This window comes from Marinobacter flavimaris, from assembly GCF_045057155.1.
GTDB classification, from domain to species: domain Bacteria; phylum Pseudomonadota; class Gammaproteobacteria; order Pseudomonadales; family Oleiphilaceae; genus Marinobacter; species Marinobacter manganoxydans.
The window spans coordinates 841146-856337 of the sequence record NZ_CP171359.1 but is presented as its reverse complement, the minus strand read 5'-3'; the positions used below and the strand labels follow the sequence as shown (position 1 = coordinate 856337).

Here is a 15192-nt window from a genome sequence, read left to right as displayed (position 1 = left end):
GCCCTTATGCGATTGTCAGCATTTCGTCATCAGGGGAGACGGCATCACCGACCTTGATGAAGACTTCGCCGATTGTGCCGGCTTTTGGCGCGCGAACCTCGGTTTCCATTTTCATGGCCTCGAGGATAATCATCACATCGCCCTCTTCCACGGTGTCACCCGGAGAAACCAGAACCTTGAAGATGTTGCCGCCCAGCGGTGCAACCACAGGCTCGCCTTCACCCGCTGCAGGTGCCGGAGCCGAGGAAGCAGCCGGTGCGGAAGCGGCACCGCCCTCGCCCTGGATCTGGCTGATCTCGCCACCTTCGGAAACGGCAACCACAAACTTCTTGCCATTCACTTCAACGGTGTAGGTCTCAGGGCCTTCAGATTTCGCGGCCGGAGCAGCGCTTTCAGCGGTCGGAACCGGCTCGAACGCATCCGGGTTGTCACGGTTTTCCAGGAACTTCAGGCCGATCTGCGGGAACAGCGCGTAGGTGAGAACGTCGTCTTCAACGTTGTCAGACAGTTTGATACCCTTCTCGTCGGCCAGCTTCTTGAGTTCGTCAGTCAGCTTGTCCATTTCCGGCTCAAGCAGATCCGCCGGACGACAGGTCACAGGCTCTTTGCCATCCAGAACACGCTCCTGCAGTTCCTTGTTCATCGGCGCCGGTGCAGCACCGTACTCGCCTTTCAGGATCGCAGAGGTTTCTTTGGAGATGGACTTGTAGCGCTCGCCGGTCAGAACGTTCAGTACCGCCTGGGTACCGACGATCTGGGACGTCGGGGTTACCAGCGGGATGAAGCCCAGGTCTTCGCGAACCTTGGGAATCTCGTCCAGAACCTGATCAAACTTGTCGCTGGCGTTCTGCTCACGCAGCTGGTTTTCCATGTTGGTGAGCATGCCACCTGGTACCTGGGCAATCAGGATGCGGGAATCGGTCCCACGCAGGCTGCCTTCGAATTTCGCGTACTTCTTGCGCACCTGGCGGAAGTAGCTGGCGATTTCTTCCAGCAGGTTGAGGTCCAGGCCGGTGTCACGGTCAGTGCCCTCCAGAATCGCAACGACGGCTTCTGTGGGCGAGTGACCGTAGGTCATGCTCATGGAGGAAATGGCCGTATCCACGTTATCGATACCGGCCTCCGCAGCCTTGATGGCGGTAGCGGTCGACATGCCGGTGGTGGCGTGACACTGCATGTGGATCGGAATATCCAGCTCTTTCTTCAGACGGCTGACCAGATCATAGGCCACGTACGGCTTGAGGATACCGGCCATGTCCTTGATCGCAATGGAGTCCGCACCCATGTCGGCAACTTCTTTCGCCAGCTCTACCCACATCTCGATGGTGTGCACCGGGCTGGTGGTGTAGGCAATGGTGCCCTGGGCATGCTTGCCGGTCTTGCGAACGGCCTTAATGGCACGATCCAGGTTACGGGGATCGTTCATCGCATCGAAAATACGGAATACGTCAACGCCATTTTCAGCGGCACGTTCACAGAAACGGTCCACCACATCATCCGCATAATGACGATAGCCCAGCAGGTTCTGACCGCGCAGCAGCATCTGCTGCTGGGTGTTGGGCATGGCTTTTTTCAGCTCGCGGATGCGCTCCCAGGGATCTTCGCCCAGGTAGCGAATGCAGGAATCAAAGGTAGCGCCGCCCCAGGATTCCAGGGACCAGAAACCGACCTTGTCGAGTTTCTCGGCAATTGGCAGCATGTCATCCAGCCGCATACGGGTGGCAAGCAGGGACTGGTGGGCGTCACGCAGGATAACGTCCGTAATCCCCAGCGGTTTCTTTGTGTCAGTCATCGTGTCAGCCTTCTGTTTAAAGGTTCTAGTCTTTTACCGGTTCACTTCTTGTGGCGGGACCGGAATTGTGCAATCGCCTTCTTGATGGCCTCGGCGGTGTCAGGGTCAACCGACGCGGGCGCCTTCGGCTTGGCACGTGGCGTTTTGGCCGGGGTTGCCGGCTCTGGCGGCGCAAACCGTCCTATGAGCTTGGACATGAGGAGTGTCGCGAACACCAGAATAATGAGGAACACGAATACAAACCCCATTCCGGCAATCATCAGATCGACGGCTTGTGACATCAGGTCATTCATATCGAACAGCTACCTGTATTGATTTATATTTCTCCCGATCTGTGCCCGGACTGACCAGTTAGACTAAGGTCTAACACGCTTCCGCGACAATTCGGGGGGCAAAATCCTGCGTAATTTACCGTTTTCAGGGTGCCCGGGCAACCTGAATGCAAAAATCTATACGGGGTTTCCGAGCGTCGCGGCCCGAAAAGACACGCATTTATACAGACGAAGCAATTCTCATTCAGGCATATCGAACGCGTATTTTCCGCCCCTTGACCTTGCCACTTTCGAGCCTGGCCAATGCCTTAGCTGCAAGCGACTTCTCTACCGCGACAAAACACTGATGATCAAACAGATCAATCTTGCCGACAGCTTTGCCAGGCAGGCCTGCTTCGCCCGTCAGGGCACCCAGGACATCGCCGGGACGAACCTTGTCTTTGCGACCACCGGCAATGCACAGGGTCTTCATGGCGGGCACGACCGGTTTCAGCGGCGTCGCCAGGAGTTTCTCTGTGTCTCCCCATGTCACGCTGCGGCCTCTTTCGGACTCGATGCGGGTAATCTTGTGCCCCTGGGCCGGCGTGCAGAAGGTAACAGCATGACCCCGCTCCCCTGCCCGGCCGGTGCGCCCGATCCGATGGGTATGCACTTCGGGATCCCGCGCGGGCTCGGCGTTGATAACCAGGGGCAGAGACTTTATGTCGAGGCCACGGGCAGCCACGTCGGTGGCAACCAGGATGGAGCAGCTCTGATTGCCAAACCGCACGAGCACGCTGTCTCGATCCCGTTGCTCCAGATCGCCATGCAAAGGCAGCGCAGAGAAACCCCGCTCACCAAGTTCCGCCGCCATGTCGTCACACTGCTGTTTGGTGGTGCAGAAAACGATGCAGGACTCGGGCTGACGCTCGGAAAGCAGCGCTACGATGGCATCCGATTTGGAATGTGGCGACACTTCGTAGAACAGCTCTTCAATGTCCGGGTTGTCACCGGCTTCCTCGGCCCGAACGTCTACCGGGCTTTTCTGGTACTGCTTGCTCAATTCACGGATGGGCGCCGGCCAGGTCGCCGAAAACATCATGGTCTGGCGTGATGGCGGAGTCTGGGACAGGATGTCTTCCATCGCTTCCTGAAAACCCATATCCAGCATTCGGTCCGCCTCATCAAGCACCACGGTTTTAAGCCGCGCCAGCGAGAGGGTCTGCTTGCGCAGGTGGTCCTGAATCCTGCCCGGGGTACCCACAACAATATGAGCGCCATGGCTCAGGGACCCGATCTGGGGGCCGATGGCAACACCACCACACAGAGTCAGCACCTTGATATTGTCCCGGGCCCGCGCCAGCTCACGGATAGCTTTGGCGACCTGGTCTGCCAGCTCACGGGTCGGGCACAGCACGAGCGCCTGAACCGCGAACAGTCGGGGATTGAGCCGCTCAACCAGGCTGATGCCAAACGCCGCCGTTTTTCCGCTACCGGTTTTGGCCATGGCAATGATGTCTTTTCCCGCCAGCCCCGGCGCAATGGCCTTCGCCTGAATCTCCGTGGGTTGGGCAAACCCCAGCTGGTTAAGGTTCGAGCACATGGCGGTAGACAGGCCAAAGTCGTTAAAAGAAGACATAGAAGAAAATCCCGGATTCAGCGGAAGCTGGTTATGAAGGCAATAATGAGGGCGTATACTAGGCCGAAATGATACCAGAATATGCAACGAAAGAACGGAGTTACTGATGGCATCCCTGCAGGATCAATTGCTGAAGGCCGGCCTTGCCGACGAGAAAAAAGCCAAGGCCATTCGCAGCGAAAAACGGAAGAAAAGAAAGCAGCAACCCAAGGGTGCTGTGGAAGTTAACGAGGCCGAGACCCGTGCACGTCAGGCCCGTGAGGAAAAAGCAGAGCGGGATCGCCAACTCAACCTGGAGCGTCAGCGCGCTGCCGAAAAGAAAGCCATCCAGGCCCAGATCCGGCAACTGGTAGAAACCAACCGGCTGGACCGGAGCCGCGGCGAAACCTCCTATCAGTTTGTTCATGACAAGAAGATCAAGAAGCTCTTCGTAGACGACACTATGGTCGATCAGCTATCCCGCGGCCGCCTGGCAATTGTTTTCGTGAACGATAACTACGAGATTGTGGCGGAAGGTGTTGCCCGAAAAATCATGGAGCGGGATGAGAGCGCCGTGGTGGTACTTCATGATCGCAAACAGGACGATGCAGGTGAGGATGATCCTTACGCAGGCTACGAAATCCCTGATGATCTGATGTGGTAACGCACTAATCAACCGCAGATCCACCCTTTTGGTCCTACATGCACCCGGGAAATACATAGGTACTACTCATAACCCCAAAACTTCTGACTTGACCTATACTTTAGTTATATCCATAGAACGAAGGGGATTAACTATGAGACTGAAAAAATCATTGAGCTTGATTGCTGGCGCCACGTTACTGGCGTCTTTGGCCAGTATGCCGGTTGCCGCCCAATCGGACGACCAGGTTTTCGGACGGGAACTGATGACCCAGCAAGAGCTGCAACAGCACCGGGAAACCATGCGCAACCTGAACACCGACGCCGAGCGTGCGAAGTACCGCCAGCTCCACCATGAACGGATGATGGAACGAGCCAGAGAGCGTGGCGTTGAGCTCAGGAACGGCATGGGACAGGGTTCCGGAAAAGGCATGGGTAAAGGCCAAGGCATGGGCCAGGGTATGGGGCAGAAAAACGGCCAGGGTATGGGCCAGCAAAATGGACAGGGCGCCGGGGGTGGCGGTAACGGCAAGAACCAGCAGTATAAGATGAAAGGCTCAAACAGCCAGTAGTCGGACATTGCTGTTCAGGGCCACAAAAAAATCGGGGCTGATTGTCAGCCCCGATTTTTATTTGCGCCTTTTACCTCGAGATTATTCAGGCATTGCGTAGACGCTTACGCGCCCACAAGCCGCCCATCGCCATCAGCACCAGGCCCGGCAGAACCGGATCGAACGGAGCACCTGGTTTGCCTGCGGTGCAACCAAAGATGGTACCGCCGCCACTACTGGACGCTGCAGTGGGCTCTTCAGGCTCGGGTTCAACCGGAGTATCTGGAATCATCGGATCATCAACTGCACCATTCAGACCGGTAACCCTGAACGTGAAGCTACAAGTCGTACTCACACCATCACCGGTACAGGTTGGCCAATTGGCAGCCGCGCCCACTGAAATTGTGGGGTTGATATTGACGTTGGCGAGATCTTCAATCGGGCCTTGAACATAACCGGCAACGCGTTCATATGCCGCTTCATCAGCCAGAATCGTCGCGTTTACAGCCTCAACAGTTTCGAACGAACCGTCTGCCAACTCATACAACCCATCCTCACCCTCATCAGACCTCCATGTAGCGTAGAGGGAGCCGTCTGAAGTATTGAGCACTTTCGGAGGTTGATTAGCCCACTCGGCGAAGGCATCAATGGCTACAGCCTCGCCATCGATCAGGACTTTGAAACCCTCGCCCGTATTGTTGTAATCGGCAACATACAGGCCAGCAGCAGAAGACTGATTCAATGAAATTGCATCAGGTACAGTATCTTGGGCATCCCCCTCACCCAAGGTATCCACAATTGGCCCTACATCGTCGGCTACGCTCGGGTCGAAGTTAATGCTGTTGGGATCCCATCGATCAGCGAGAGTATCTACCGTATTGTCGCCATTGGCATCTACCTCAACTGTCGTACTAAAGACTTTTTCATAAGTCTGCCAATCCGGCGCGGAAGCCGTTCCGGCGTTATAAGCCAGAAGGATCGAGTCGTTGGCCGGATTACCATCGTGATCAATAAACCATCCCGTGGGCGTTTCGCTCAGCGTCCGCCAATCACCAAACAAAGAACTGTACTGCGTGGCAATGGTGCCATTGGTTTCAAGCACATCTCCATCATCAGCCGTAGCAAGCGATTCAGTAAATGGAGCAACCTCGGTGCTGAAGAAAGGCAATCCCTCAACTTTACTACCGCCGAAAAGGCCGCCGGGGTACTTACCAACAGGCCCGATACTCAGTTTAGCGCCATCTGCAAAGCCGAAACCCAGACCATCACCAACAGATGAACGCATAAACTCGCTTCCAACCCCAAAACCGAGCTCGAAACGGATCGCATTCAAATCACCGCCAACCGAATTGGAGGCGTCGGTAAGATTGGAAAACTTGCCAATCACCCGATAGAGACTTACCGAATCATCGGCTGACACATCGACAACAATGTCGATGGGACCATTGGTTTCGGTTGTTTTAAGCTTGAAACGCTTTCCGGAATCAGGCGGGGCTGTACAGTTGTCGCCGGGGGCACGATCGGGCTGAGCCATCAGGCAACCGGCAAAATCGTATGTCTGCAGGGCGGTGAACGGCTCGTTATAGACCTTGATCCCCAACCCTACATTGCCAAAATCGTTAACCGGATCGAGCCACCCAAAGCTGGCAGTTCCCTCTGTATCGGTATACACCAAGGTTTTACCTTCAACCGGTGGAACCGCAAGGTTTTCTTCGTTCACTCCCTCCATCGTTGCCGCAACAGCCACACACGGCAGGCCAATCATGGAACAAAACACGGCGCTAGCAAGTCGATGTCTCGCAAAATCATTTTTTTAGTAGTCATAATGCTTTCCCTAATGCAGTTCAGAAAATCCAAAACATAGAGCAGTTCAAGATTACCGTTCATTCACAATCGTAAAGCACAAAAACCGATAAGCAAATGCTTTTTAGTTACAACTAGTAGAACAATCTAGCACGAACAGTTCTCATGCTTTTGCCAGAAGCGCAAAGCTGCAACATCGCGATCGGCCGTATACCCAGCCATGAGGCGCCCACGAACAGGAATCTCAAGACAATTACCTGTGAAAGAAAACTCCATTACACCGCTCGCAGTTGCAGCCAGTCGTTCCTGTCTAGCCACCGAATCGATAGGTGTGACTTTTTGTCGCACCCTCAAAGCCGAGCAGACCTGAATACCAATCAGGCAGTGTTCACCTTCGAGTCCTTGTAGGCTCACTGCTTAATGATTTTATATTTCGGAGAATTGCTGCATTTCCGTATCAAATAAACTCGTCCAGAAACTATCTGTTACGGTATGCCTCTGGATTCTTTTGATAAAAGCGGCCTTAATAGCTGCAAATAAAAGATTCCAAATTTCCTCGGTGTATCAATTTCGTTTGCTGCCTCGCGCTAAAAATGAGGCAAAACCACGCTTTGATGCTGCCCTCAAGCAAGTAAGGAAAACCATGACAGTCTCGAGCTTCCTCACCAACATGACCATCCGGACCAGATTGGCTGGCGGCTTTGCGGTTCTCCTGCTGCTGACCATCGTAGTGGGATTGGTAGGTGATCGGGCCCTGGAGAGCTATGGCCAACGTTCGAACATTGTTGCCATGCTCGGGCAGGTAAACACCAACCTGACCGAAGCCCGGGTTGAGGAGAAGAACTTTCTGCTGACCGGTGAGGCGCAGGCTGTTGCCCGGACTCAGGCCCAGGGCGACCGGGTTCTGGAGCTGACCAATGAGATCAAGCCGCTGCTCGCAGTCGCCAAGGATATTGAAACCTTGGGCCAGATCCAGGCAGACGTAAAACAATACCAGCGGCTCATGGGCGAGGTTGAAACCAACATTGGTGAACGGGAGGCAGCGCTCGAGCGCCTTGAAACCAGTGCCCGCATCTTCGGATCTTCTTTGAAGGCCCACAGCTCTCTGTTCTTCGCTTCAGCCATTTTCGAGGATATGCGTCGCTCTGAACGCAAGTTCCTGATCGAACATGATGACGCCAGCGTCAAGGCTTATCTCGATGATGCGAAAAGAGTCCAGGGCCCGCTGAAATCAGCGGCGATCACGACCGAGGAAAAAGACCAGATCAATGCTGCGCTGAAGACCTATGTCAATGAATTTCAAACGGTCGTGGATCTCACCAACTCCGGAAAACAGCTGTCGGATGATATGGTCAGCACAGCTCGCAGTGCCATCGAATCGGCAAATAACCTTCGGGCACTTCAGACTGAGAAAATGGAGGCTGATCGTGAGCAGGCTTCCTGGTTGATCTTCGGCGCGACCGGTATCGCCCTTATTCTTGGCATCCTGATGGCCCTACTCATTACCCGCGCCATCGTCTCCCCTGTTAACCAGGCAGTGAGCATCGCCTCCGAGGTGGCTTCTGGCAACCTGACCGTGGATATCAAGGCCAGCGGTACCAACGAGATCGGACGACTGATGGCTGCCCTGGCTACCATGGTGACCAGCCTCCGGGAATTGGTAAGAAGTATTGAGTCGGGGGCCTCCAATATTGCAGCCTCGGCAGAAGAACTCTCAACTGTTACCAGCCAGACCAGCGATGGCATCAATCGTCAGAAGCAGGAAACCGATCAGGTTGCTACCGCCATGAACGAAATGACCGCAACCGTTGGTGAGATCGCCCGCAGCGCCGAACAGGCCTTTTCCGTGGCCGCCGATGCGGCCAGCCAGGCCAGCGACGGTGAGCGGGAAGTCCGCGCGACCGTAGATCAGGTCAACAATCTGGCACGGGAAGTCAGCCAGAGCATGGAGACCATCCAGGGACTCCAGAAAGAAACCGCGAACATCGGCACCGTTCTGGATGTGATCAAATCCGTCGCCGAGCAGACCAACCTGCTGGCGCTGAACGCCGCTATCGAGGCAGCGCGGGCTGGTGAGCAGGGTCGCGGCTTTGCCGTGGTGGCCGACGAGGTGCGCTCTCTCGCACAGCGGACACAATCATCGGCCCAGGAAATCGAGACTCTGGTAACGTCACTTCAGAACAGCGCCGGTGACTCGGTGTCCGCGATGGAGTCCAGCACCACCATGGCCTCGAACACCCTTGAACGTGCCACGGCAACCGGAACGACCATTGAGCGCATTGCCCGTGCTGTAGAGGAGATCAAACAGTACAACAGTCAGATTGCCACAGCTTCCGAACAACAGACTTCGGTGGCCGAGGAAATCAACCAGAACATTACCAGCATTCGGGATGTTACGGATCAGTCCGCCGCCTCATCGAACCAGACCGCCAGCTCGAGCAGCGAACTGGCAAGGCTGGGCAGCGACCTGCAGAACCTTGTTTCACGTTTCAGGCTGTAATTGAACAGCCTGCTGCCTAATCATCCCGATTCCAGTACACCCGAACGAGGTTCGATTCCTTGGTGTACTGGATGTCCAGATTACCGTCGTACGCTCGCTCAATAGCCTCCCCGGTGCCCCGGGGTAGATGCAGATCGGTGAATTTCACCACCAGCTCTCCCTCTGGACCGTCTTCCACACTCATAAGACGTTTCATCGGGTGCTCGAGCTTTTCTTCCTCGACCTTGTTGTGGATGAGTTTCAGGATTGCATCTCGATGCTTACCCAGAAAGCCCCCGGAGAGAGTCAGTATTCCAGCTGGCATATTATCCCGGATTCGCTCACAAGCCGGACACATAAGCTCGTTAAGCTCGCCTGCGGGTGGCGTTGCCCACTGCCAGCGCCCTTTATGGAAAGCTGCACCGCACTCGGAGCATATCGCTGGCTCCTTGGGCTTGGATCTGGCTACGTATGGATCGTGAATCTCTTCTTTGAGAAGCCGGTCATCCCGTCCGTGGCCAGCTGCAACACTGTCTTTGCCGCTCATGCCCTCACTCCTTTCCCTGATGACGGAATCTGGTCGTTCATTGCAGCCCGTGACGGTCAAAAATTTCCCTGACCTCACGTTCGGTCTCTGCAGGCACGATGACCTTGACCAGCTTGGCGTCTTCGTCGATGTAGATGTTATCCCGGGGAATGCCGGTCGCAATCAAGTCATCCCAGGTATTCTTGGCCTGGTCGCGATCCCGATAGGCGCCGTTTACTGTTTTGCTCATGAGTGAAACCTCCTGTTTGATTTCGATTTCCTTACATCTGAAAGAATAGGCAGGGAGGGTGGAGCTGTGCAAATATTGATCAACCGGAAATTGACGGAGAGCAAGACTGGAAGGCTAAAGCAAAACGCCCCAGCCTGTGGGGTGCACAAACTGAGGCGCTTTGGACTTTATTTGGCACGGCTGGGAGGATTATTCGGGCCTTTGGCCCTCACCCCTTCGGGGTCGCCGTCGCATTGCTCCGGCGTTCCTCAACCCACTGCGTGGGTTTCGGTCGAACCTCTTATCGGTTCAAATCCTCCCAGCTATACAAAGCAAAACGCCTCAGCCTGTGAGGTTCACAAACTGAGGCGTCTTGATCTTAATATGGCGCGGCTGGGAGGATTCGAACCTCCGACCGCCTGGTTCGTAGCCAGGTACTCTATCCAGCTGAGCTACAGCCGCTTAAAACTTGTGGCAGGTTGATCGATGGCGCGGCTGGGAGGATTCGAACCTCCGACCGCCTGGTTCGTAGCCAGGTACTCTATCCAGCTGAGCTACAGCCGCACATTGATCACTTGCTGTGGTTGAGTGCTACTTCAACCTGTCTCTCTTTCCTCAAAAAGGAAATGGCGGAGAGGGAGGGATTCGAACCCTCGGTACGATTGCTCGTACGGTTCCTTAGCAGGGAACTGGTTTCAGCCACTCACCCACCTCTCCTTGAGAACGGGGCGTATACTACCATAATTTTTCTGTTTTCATAGGGTTGACACGAGATTTTTCGGGCCCGTTTCCCCACACCATCAAAAAAGCCGTTCAGGTTTCCCTTGAACGGCTTTCTGACTCTCAGCTGTTGCCGGGCTCGGGCTCTTCAGAGCCTTTTTCCGACTGAATCCGCTGGTAGATTTCTTCACGGTGTACCGCGACTTCTTTCGGGGCATTGACGCCAATGCGCACCTGATTGCCTTTCACTCCCAGGACGGTGACGGTGATATCGTCGCCGACCATCAGAGTTTCGCCCACGCGGCGAGTCAAAATCAACATATCCCTTACTCCCTATCCAGAGCTACCTGTTCCGATAAATGGTTTTTTGATCTATTTATTGCTTTTATAGTGGGATCACTTACTGATCTGTAGACGCACATTCCCTTATACGGTGCACGTTTGTCATAGGCTCAGTATATGACGCCCTTTTTTCGGAGGCCCCGCAGACCGACCTTTTATCTGCGGTTTTCAGGCCTCTTCCGATACCGCGGGCTTGTCCAGTTCAAATGCACTGTGAAGTGCGCGAACCGCAAGCTCAAGGTATTTCTCGTCGATCACCACGGAAATCTTGATTTCTGATGTGGAGATCATCTGGATATTGATTCCCTCGTTGGACAGCGCCTCGAACATCTGAGTGGCCACACCAGCGTGAGAACGCATACCGACACCCACGATACTGACTTTGGCAATCTTGCTGTCACCGGCCACTTCACGAGCACCCAGTTCGTCTGCAACACGCTGAAGCACTTCTTTCGCACGCTTGAAATCATTGCGATGGACGGTGAACGTGAAGGCTGTGCGGTTATCCTCACCCACGTTCTGCACGATCATATCCACTTCGATATTGGCGTCACTCACCGGCTTCAGAATACGCAGCGCGCTGCCCGGGGTATCCGGTACGCCGGCAATGGTCAGTTTGGCTTCATCACGGTTAAAAGCGATGCCGGAAACAACCGGTTGTTCCATGGCGTTTTCATCCTCAAGAGTAATCAGGGTGCCCTCGCCTTCCTGGAAGCTGGAAAGAACCCTTAATGGAACGTTGTATTTACCTGCAAATTCTACAGAGCGGATCTGGAGCACTTTCGAACCCAGACTCGCCATTTCAAGCATTTCCTCGAACGTAATCCGTTCAAGCCTGCGCGCAGTGTCGACAACCCTTGGGTCGGTTGTGTAGACACCGTCAACGTCAGTGTAGATCTGGCATTCGTCTGCCCTGAGCGCTGCCGCCAGAGCCACCGCTGTGGTATCGGAGCCGCCACGCCCGAGCGTAGTGATGTTTCCACTCTCGTCTATGCCCTGGAATCCGGCAACCACAACCACTCGACCAGCATCCAGATCTTCGCGCATGCGCTGCTCATCGATCTGTTTGATCCGCGCCTTGGTATGGCTGCTGTCGGTCAGGATGCGCACCTGAGAACCGGTGTAGGACCGTGCTTCACAGCCGAGCTTCTGCAGCGCCATGGACAGGAGCGCAATGGTTACCTGCTCACCGGTGGATACCAGCACATCCATCTCACGCGGTGTCGGCTCCTCCATGATGTTGTTGGCCAGGGCGATCAGCCGGTTGGTTTCACCGCTCATGGCGGAAACCACGACAACAACATCATGACCTTCCTTCCGAAAACGGCTCACCTTCTCGGCTACCGCTTCAATACGCTCGGTTGTTCCAACCGATGTGCCACCAAATTTCTGAACCAACAGAGCCATTATTTTCCCAATATCCGAAACGGGGACTCACAGCGGAGTGACACTCCGCCACTTAGAAGAAACGGGCGGGATTATAAACCCCAGCCCGCCGACAAAAACAGTTGCTTAAGCGATATTTTTCTCGACCCAGCCGGCAACACCCGCCAGGGCATCCTCCAGCTTGGATGGATCGTTGCCACCACCCTGAGCCATGTCGGGTCGCCCCCCGCCCTTGCCATCGACCTGCGCGGCCAGATGCTTCATGAGGTCCCCGGCCTTGATCCGGCCCGTGGCCGATTTTGTAACACCGGCAACCAGGGTCACCTTGCCATCTTCCACGCTGGCAAGAACCACAACGCCCTCGCCCAGCTTGTTCTTCAGCTGATCGGCCGTCTCCATCAGGGCCTTGCGGTCAGCACCTTCCAACTCGGAAGCCACCACCTTGAGCCCGCCGACGTCGACAGCGGTGCTGGCCAGATCGGTACCGGCCGAGGAAGCAAGTTTTGCCTTCAGCGCGTCCACTTCCTTCTCAAGCTGACGGTTCCGGTCAATCGTCTGCTGGACCTTTTCAATGACCGACTCGCGGGAGCCTTTCACCAGACGGGCCGCCTCGCGAAGGGTACGCTCGGTGCCGTCGATCCAGTCCAGCGCGCCCATGCCGGTAACGGCTTCGATACGACGGACGCCGGATGAGATGCCACTTTCGGAGGTAATACGGAAAAGACCAATGTCACCGGTACGGGAAACGTGCGTACCACCACACAGTTCAACGGAGTAATTGTCGGTACCCATGCTGAGTACCCGAACCACATCCCCGTACTTTTCCCCGAACAGCGCCATGGCACCCTTTTCCTGGGCCTTTTCCATGTCGGTAATTTCGGTCTGGACCGGGCTGTTTTCCAGGATCTGCTCGTTCACCTGGCGCTCAATCTCGCGAAGCTGCTCCGGAGTAACGGCCTCGAAATGGGAGAAATCGAAACGCAGTTTATCCGGGTCCACCAGTGAACCTTTCTGGCTAACGTGCTCACCCAGTACCTTGCGCAGGGCCGCGTGCAGTAGGTGCGTAGCGGAGTGGTTACGCTTGGTTCGCTCGCGACGGGCGTGATCAATCCGCGCATCGACTTCCAGCCCCGGAAACAGCTCGCCCTCGATCAGGGTGCCAAGGTGCAGGTGGTTATCCCCCTCCTTGCGGGTATCCGTTACCTTGAACCGGCCGCCGCTCCAGGTCAGCAGACCAGTATCGCCGACCTGGCCACCAGACTCGGCATAGAACGGCGTACGTTCGAGCACCACAACGGCCTCATCACCGGCTTCGGCGGTCTTTTCCTCGCCGTTCACGATGACTGCACGGATTTTCTCGTGGCCGTCAATGTGCTCGTAACCGGTGAACTCGGTCTTGCCCTCGAGCTGTAGGCCCGCGGCGTTGTAGTCGATGCCGAATTTGCTGGCTGCCCGGGCGCGCTCGCGCTGACCTTCCATCGCCTTCTCATAACCTTCGTAATCCAGCGTCAGGCCTCGTTCGCGAGCGATGTCGTTGGTCAGGTCGACCGGGAAACCATAGGTGTCATAAAGCGTGAAGATTGTCTCGCCCGGAATCTCGGCACCCTTGAGTTCGGCAATGTCCTGCTCAAGCAGACGCAAACCCTTGTCCAGCGTCTTGGCAAACTGCTCCTCTTCCTGCAGCAGAACCTTTTCAATCTGTTTGCGGCTGCTGACCAGCTGCGGGAAGGCCTCGCCCATCAGCTCGCACAGTGCACCGGTGAGTTTGTAGAAAAACGGCCCGGTTGCACCCAGCTTGTTGCCATGGCGTGCCGCGCGGCGAATGATACGGCGCAGCACAAAACCGCGCCCCTCGTTTGAGGGCATGACGCCGTCCGCGATCAGGAAGGCGCAGGAACGGATGTGGTCCGCGACCACACGCAAAGATGCTTCCGTGGTTGCGGCACCGCCCAGAATCTGTGAGGCGGCTGCCAGCAAATCCTGGAACAGATCAATTTCATAGTTGCTGTGAACACCCTGCAGAACCGCCGTGATGCGCTCCAGACCCATGCCAGTGTCAACAGACGGCTTGGGCAGCTTCAACATCTCACCGTCAGCGGTGCGGTTGTACTGCATGAACACCACGTTCCAGATTTCGATGTAGCGGTCACCGTCCTCTTCCGGTGATCCGGGGGGACCACCAGCAACATCCGGGCCGTGATCGTAGAAGATTTCGGTGCAGGGACCGCAGGGACCGGTGTCCCCCATCTGCCAGAAGTTGTCTGAGGCGTAACGGCCGCCTTTGTTATCGCCGATACGGACGATACGGTCTGCCGGCACGCCGATTTCCTTGTTCCAGATGTCGAAGGCTTCGTCATCTTCCGCGTAAACGGTAACCCAGAGTTTCTCCTGAGGCAGGTTCAGCCAGTTCTCGCCGGTCAGGAATGTCCAGGCGTAGTTGATGGCTTCCCGCTTGAAGTAATCACCGAAGCTGAAGTTGCCCAGCATCTCGAAGAAGGTGTGGTGACGGGCGGTGTAACCGACGTTTTCGAGGTCGTTGTGCTTGCCGCCAGCGCGGACACATTTCTGGGACGAGGTTGCCCGGGTGTAGTCGCGCTCTTCACGACCCAGGAACAGGTCCTTGAACTGGTTCATTCCCGCATTCGTAAACAACAATGTGGGGTCGTCCGCAGGTACCAGCGAACTACTTGGAACAATGGTGTGACCTTGCTGCTTGAAATAATCGAGGAATGCCTGTCGCAACTCTGCGGTTTTCATAGCCCTTTGATACCTTTCCAGAAACCCGGCGGAAATGCCGCCCGGTCCGCGATTGAATACGGATACTTACATGCTTGTGCAAATCCGCTACTCTAG

At 55.6% G+C, this 15192-nt stretch carries 12 protein-coding genes, 3 tRNA genes and 1 other RNA gene; 3 read left to right on the top strand and 13 right to left on the bottom strand.

Features of this window, described 5'->3' with window-relative positions:
* Positions 1-4: 4 nt before the first annotated feature.
* The 3 genes from oadA to dbpA form a co-directional block, all read right to left on the bottom strand.
* Positions 5-1792 (bottom strand): sodium-extruding oxaloacetate decarboxylase subunit alpha, encoded by a 1788-nt coding sequence (gene oadA, locus ACGK9W_RS04080; RefSeq protein WP_053114930.1) that lies wholly within the window; start codon positions 1790-1792, stop codon positions 5-7.
* Positions 1793-1833: 41 nt separating this feature from the next.
* The gene (locus ACGK9W_RS04075; RefSeq protein WP_008172126.1) at positions 1834-2085 is read right to left on the bottom strand and encodes an OadG family protein; all 252 of its coding nucleotides are present in this window, start codon (positions 2083-2085) and stop codon (positions 1834-1836) included.
* A gap of 223 nt (positions 2086-2308) precedes the next feature.
* Entirely contained in the window at positions 2309-3682 is a 1374-nt protein-coding gene (gene dbpA, locus ACGK9W_RS04070) for an ATP-dependent RNA helicase DbpA (RefSeq protein WP_008172127.1), read from the bottom strand.
* A 106-nt stretch (positions 3683-3788) separates the two neighbouring features.
* Here dbpA and ACGK9W_RS04065 point away from each other — a divergent pair, with 106 nt between their 5' ends.
* Positions 3789-4325, top strand: a complete 537-nt coding sequence (locus ACGK9W_RS04065; protein ID WP_008172128.1) for a DUF2058 domain-containing protein — start codon at positions 3789-3791, stop codon at positions 4323-4325.
* A gap of 133 nt (positions 4326-4458) precedes the next feature.
* Complete coding sequence (locus tag ACGK9W_RS04060) at positions 4459-4875, top strand: hypothetical protein (RefSeq protein ID WP_053114929.1); 417 nt, start codon at positions 4459-4461, stop codon at positions 4873-4875.
* Positions 4876-4960: 85 nt separating this feature from the next.
* Here ACGK9W_RS04060 and ACGK9W_RS04055 read toward each other — a convergent pair whose 3' ends face one another.
* Positions 4961-6619 (bottom strand): choice-of-anchor F family protein, encoded by a 1659-nt coding sequence (locus ACGK9W_RS04055; protein ID WP_405419150.1) that lies wholly within the window; start codon positions 6617-6619, stop codon positions 4961-4963.
* Between the two features lie 681 nt (positions 6620-7300).
* Here ACGK9W_RS04055 and ACGK9W_RS04050 point away from each other — a divergent pair.
* Positions 7301-9157: a methyl-accepting chemotaxis protein gene (locus ACGK9W_RS04050; RefSeq protein ID WP_053114927.1), complete on the top strand. Its 1857-nt coding sequence runs from the start codon at positions 7301-7303 to the stop codon at positions 9155-9157.
* Positions 9158-9173: 16 nt separating this feature from the next.
* Here the strand turns inward: ACGK9W_RS04050 and ACGK9W_RS04045 are convergent, their stop codons facing one another.
* From ACGK9W_RS04045 to alaS, 9 genes are all read right to left on the bottom strand, one after another.
* Entirely contained in the window at positions 9174-9683 is a 510-nt protein-coding gene (locus ACGK9W_RS04045) for a BCAM0308 family protein (RefSeq protein WP_053114926.1), read from the bottom strand.
* A gap of 37 nt (positions 9684-9720) precedes the next feature.
* Positions 9721-9912, bottom strand: coding sequence for an SPOR domain-containing protein (locus ACGK9W_RS04040; RefSeq protein ID WP_053114925.1), 192 nt, complete (start codon positions 9910-9912; stop codon positions 9721-9723).
* A 172-nt stretch (positions 9913-10084) separates the two neighbouring features.
* A non-coding RNA gene (locus tag ACGK9W_RS04035) (RtT sRNA) lies at positions 10085-10227 on the bottom strand.
* A gap of 49 nt (positions 10228-10276) precedes the next feature.
* A tRNA-Arg gene (locus ACGK9W_RS04030) sits at positions 10277-10353 on the bottom strand.
* Between the two features lie 25 nt (positions 10354-10378).
* A tRNA-Arg gene (locus tag ACGK9W_RS04025) sits at positions 10379-10455 on the bottom strand.
* A gap of 63 nt (positions 10456-10518) precedes the next feature.
* Positions 10519-10608: transfer RNA gene (locus tag ACGK9W_RS04020), tRNA-Ser, on the bottom strand.
* A gap of 126 nt (positions 10609-10734) precedes the next feature.
* On the bottom strand, positions 10735-10932 hold the full coding sequence (csrA, locus tag ACGK9W_RS04015) for a carbon storage regulator CsrA (protein WP_008172808.1): 198 nt from the start codon (positions 10930-10932) through the stop codon (positions 10735-10737).
* A gap of 189 nt (positions 10933-11121) precedes the next feature.
* A complete protein-coding gene (locus ACGK9W_RS04010; RefSeq protein WP_014576751.1) occupies positions 11122-12360 on the bottom strand; it encodes an aspartate kinase in 1239 nt (412 codons plus the stop codon).
* A 105-nt stretch (positions 12361-12465) separates the two neighbouring features.
* Positions 12466-15096, bottom strand: coding sequence for an alanine--tRNA ligase (gene alaS / locus ACGK9W_RS04005; protein WP_405419144.1), 2631 nt, complete (start codon positions 15094-15096; stop codon positions 12466-12468).
* Positions 15097-15192 lie beyond the last annotated feature (96 nt).

What these genes read in the sequence shown, in the direction of transcription:
- oadA (WP_053114930.1), bottom strand. Translation starts at nt 1,792, where the DNA reads ATGACTGACACAAAGAAACCGCTGGGGATTACGGACGTTATCCTGCGT.
- ACGK9W_RS04075 (WP_008172126.1), bottom strand. Translation starts at nt 2,085, where the DNA reads ATGAATGACCTGATGTCACAAGCCGTCGATCTGATGATTGCCGGAATG.
- dbpA (WP_008172127.1), bottom strand. Translation starts at nt 3,682, where the DNA reads ATGTCTTCTTTTAACGACTTTGGCCTGTCTACCGCCATGTGCTCGAAC.
- ACGK9W_RS04065 (WP_008172128.1), top strand. Translation starts at nt 3,789, where the DNA reads ATGGCATCCCTGCAGGATCAATTGCTGAAGGCCGGCCTTGCCGACGAG.
- ACGK9W_RS04060 (WP_053114929.1), top strand. Translation starts at nt 4,459, where the DNA reads ATGAGACTGAAAAAATCATTGAGCTTGATTGCTGGCGCCACGTTACTG.
- ACGK9W_RS04055 (WP_405419150.1), bottom strand. Translation starts at nt 6,619, where the DNA reads ATGATTGGCCTGCCGTGTGTGGCTGTTGCGGCAACGATGGAGGGAGTG.
- ACGK9W_RS04050 (WP_053114927.1), top strand. Translation starts at nt 7,301, where the DNA reads ATGACAGTCTCGAGCTTCCTCACCAACATGACCATCCGGACCAGATTG.
- ACGK9W_RS04045 (WP_053114926.1), bottom strand. Translation starts at nt 9,683, where the DNA reads ATGAGCGGCAAAGACAGTGTTGCAGCTGGCCACGGACGGGATGACCGG.
- ACGK9W_RS04040 (WP_053114925.1), bottom strand. Translation starts at nt 9,912, where the DNA reads ATGAGCAAAACAGTAAACGGCGCCTATCGGGATCGCGACCAGGCCAAG.
- csrA (WP_008172808.1), bottom strand. Translation starts at nt 10,932, where the DNA reads ATGTTGATTTTGACTCGCCGCGTGGGCGAAACTCTGATGGTCGGCGAC.
- ACGK9W_RS04010 (WP_014576751.1), bottom strand. Translation starts at nt 12,360, where the DNA reads ATGGCTCTGTTGGTTCAGAAATTTGGTGGCACATCGGTTGGAACAACC.
- alaS (WP_405419144.1), bottom strand. Translation starts at nt 15,096, where the DNA reads ATGAAAACCGCAGAGTTGCGACAGGCATTCCTCGATTATTTCAAGCAG.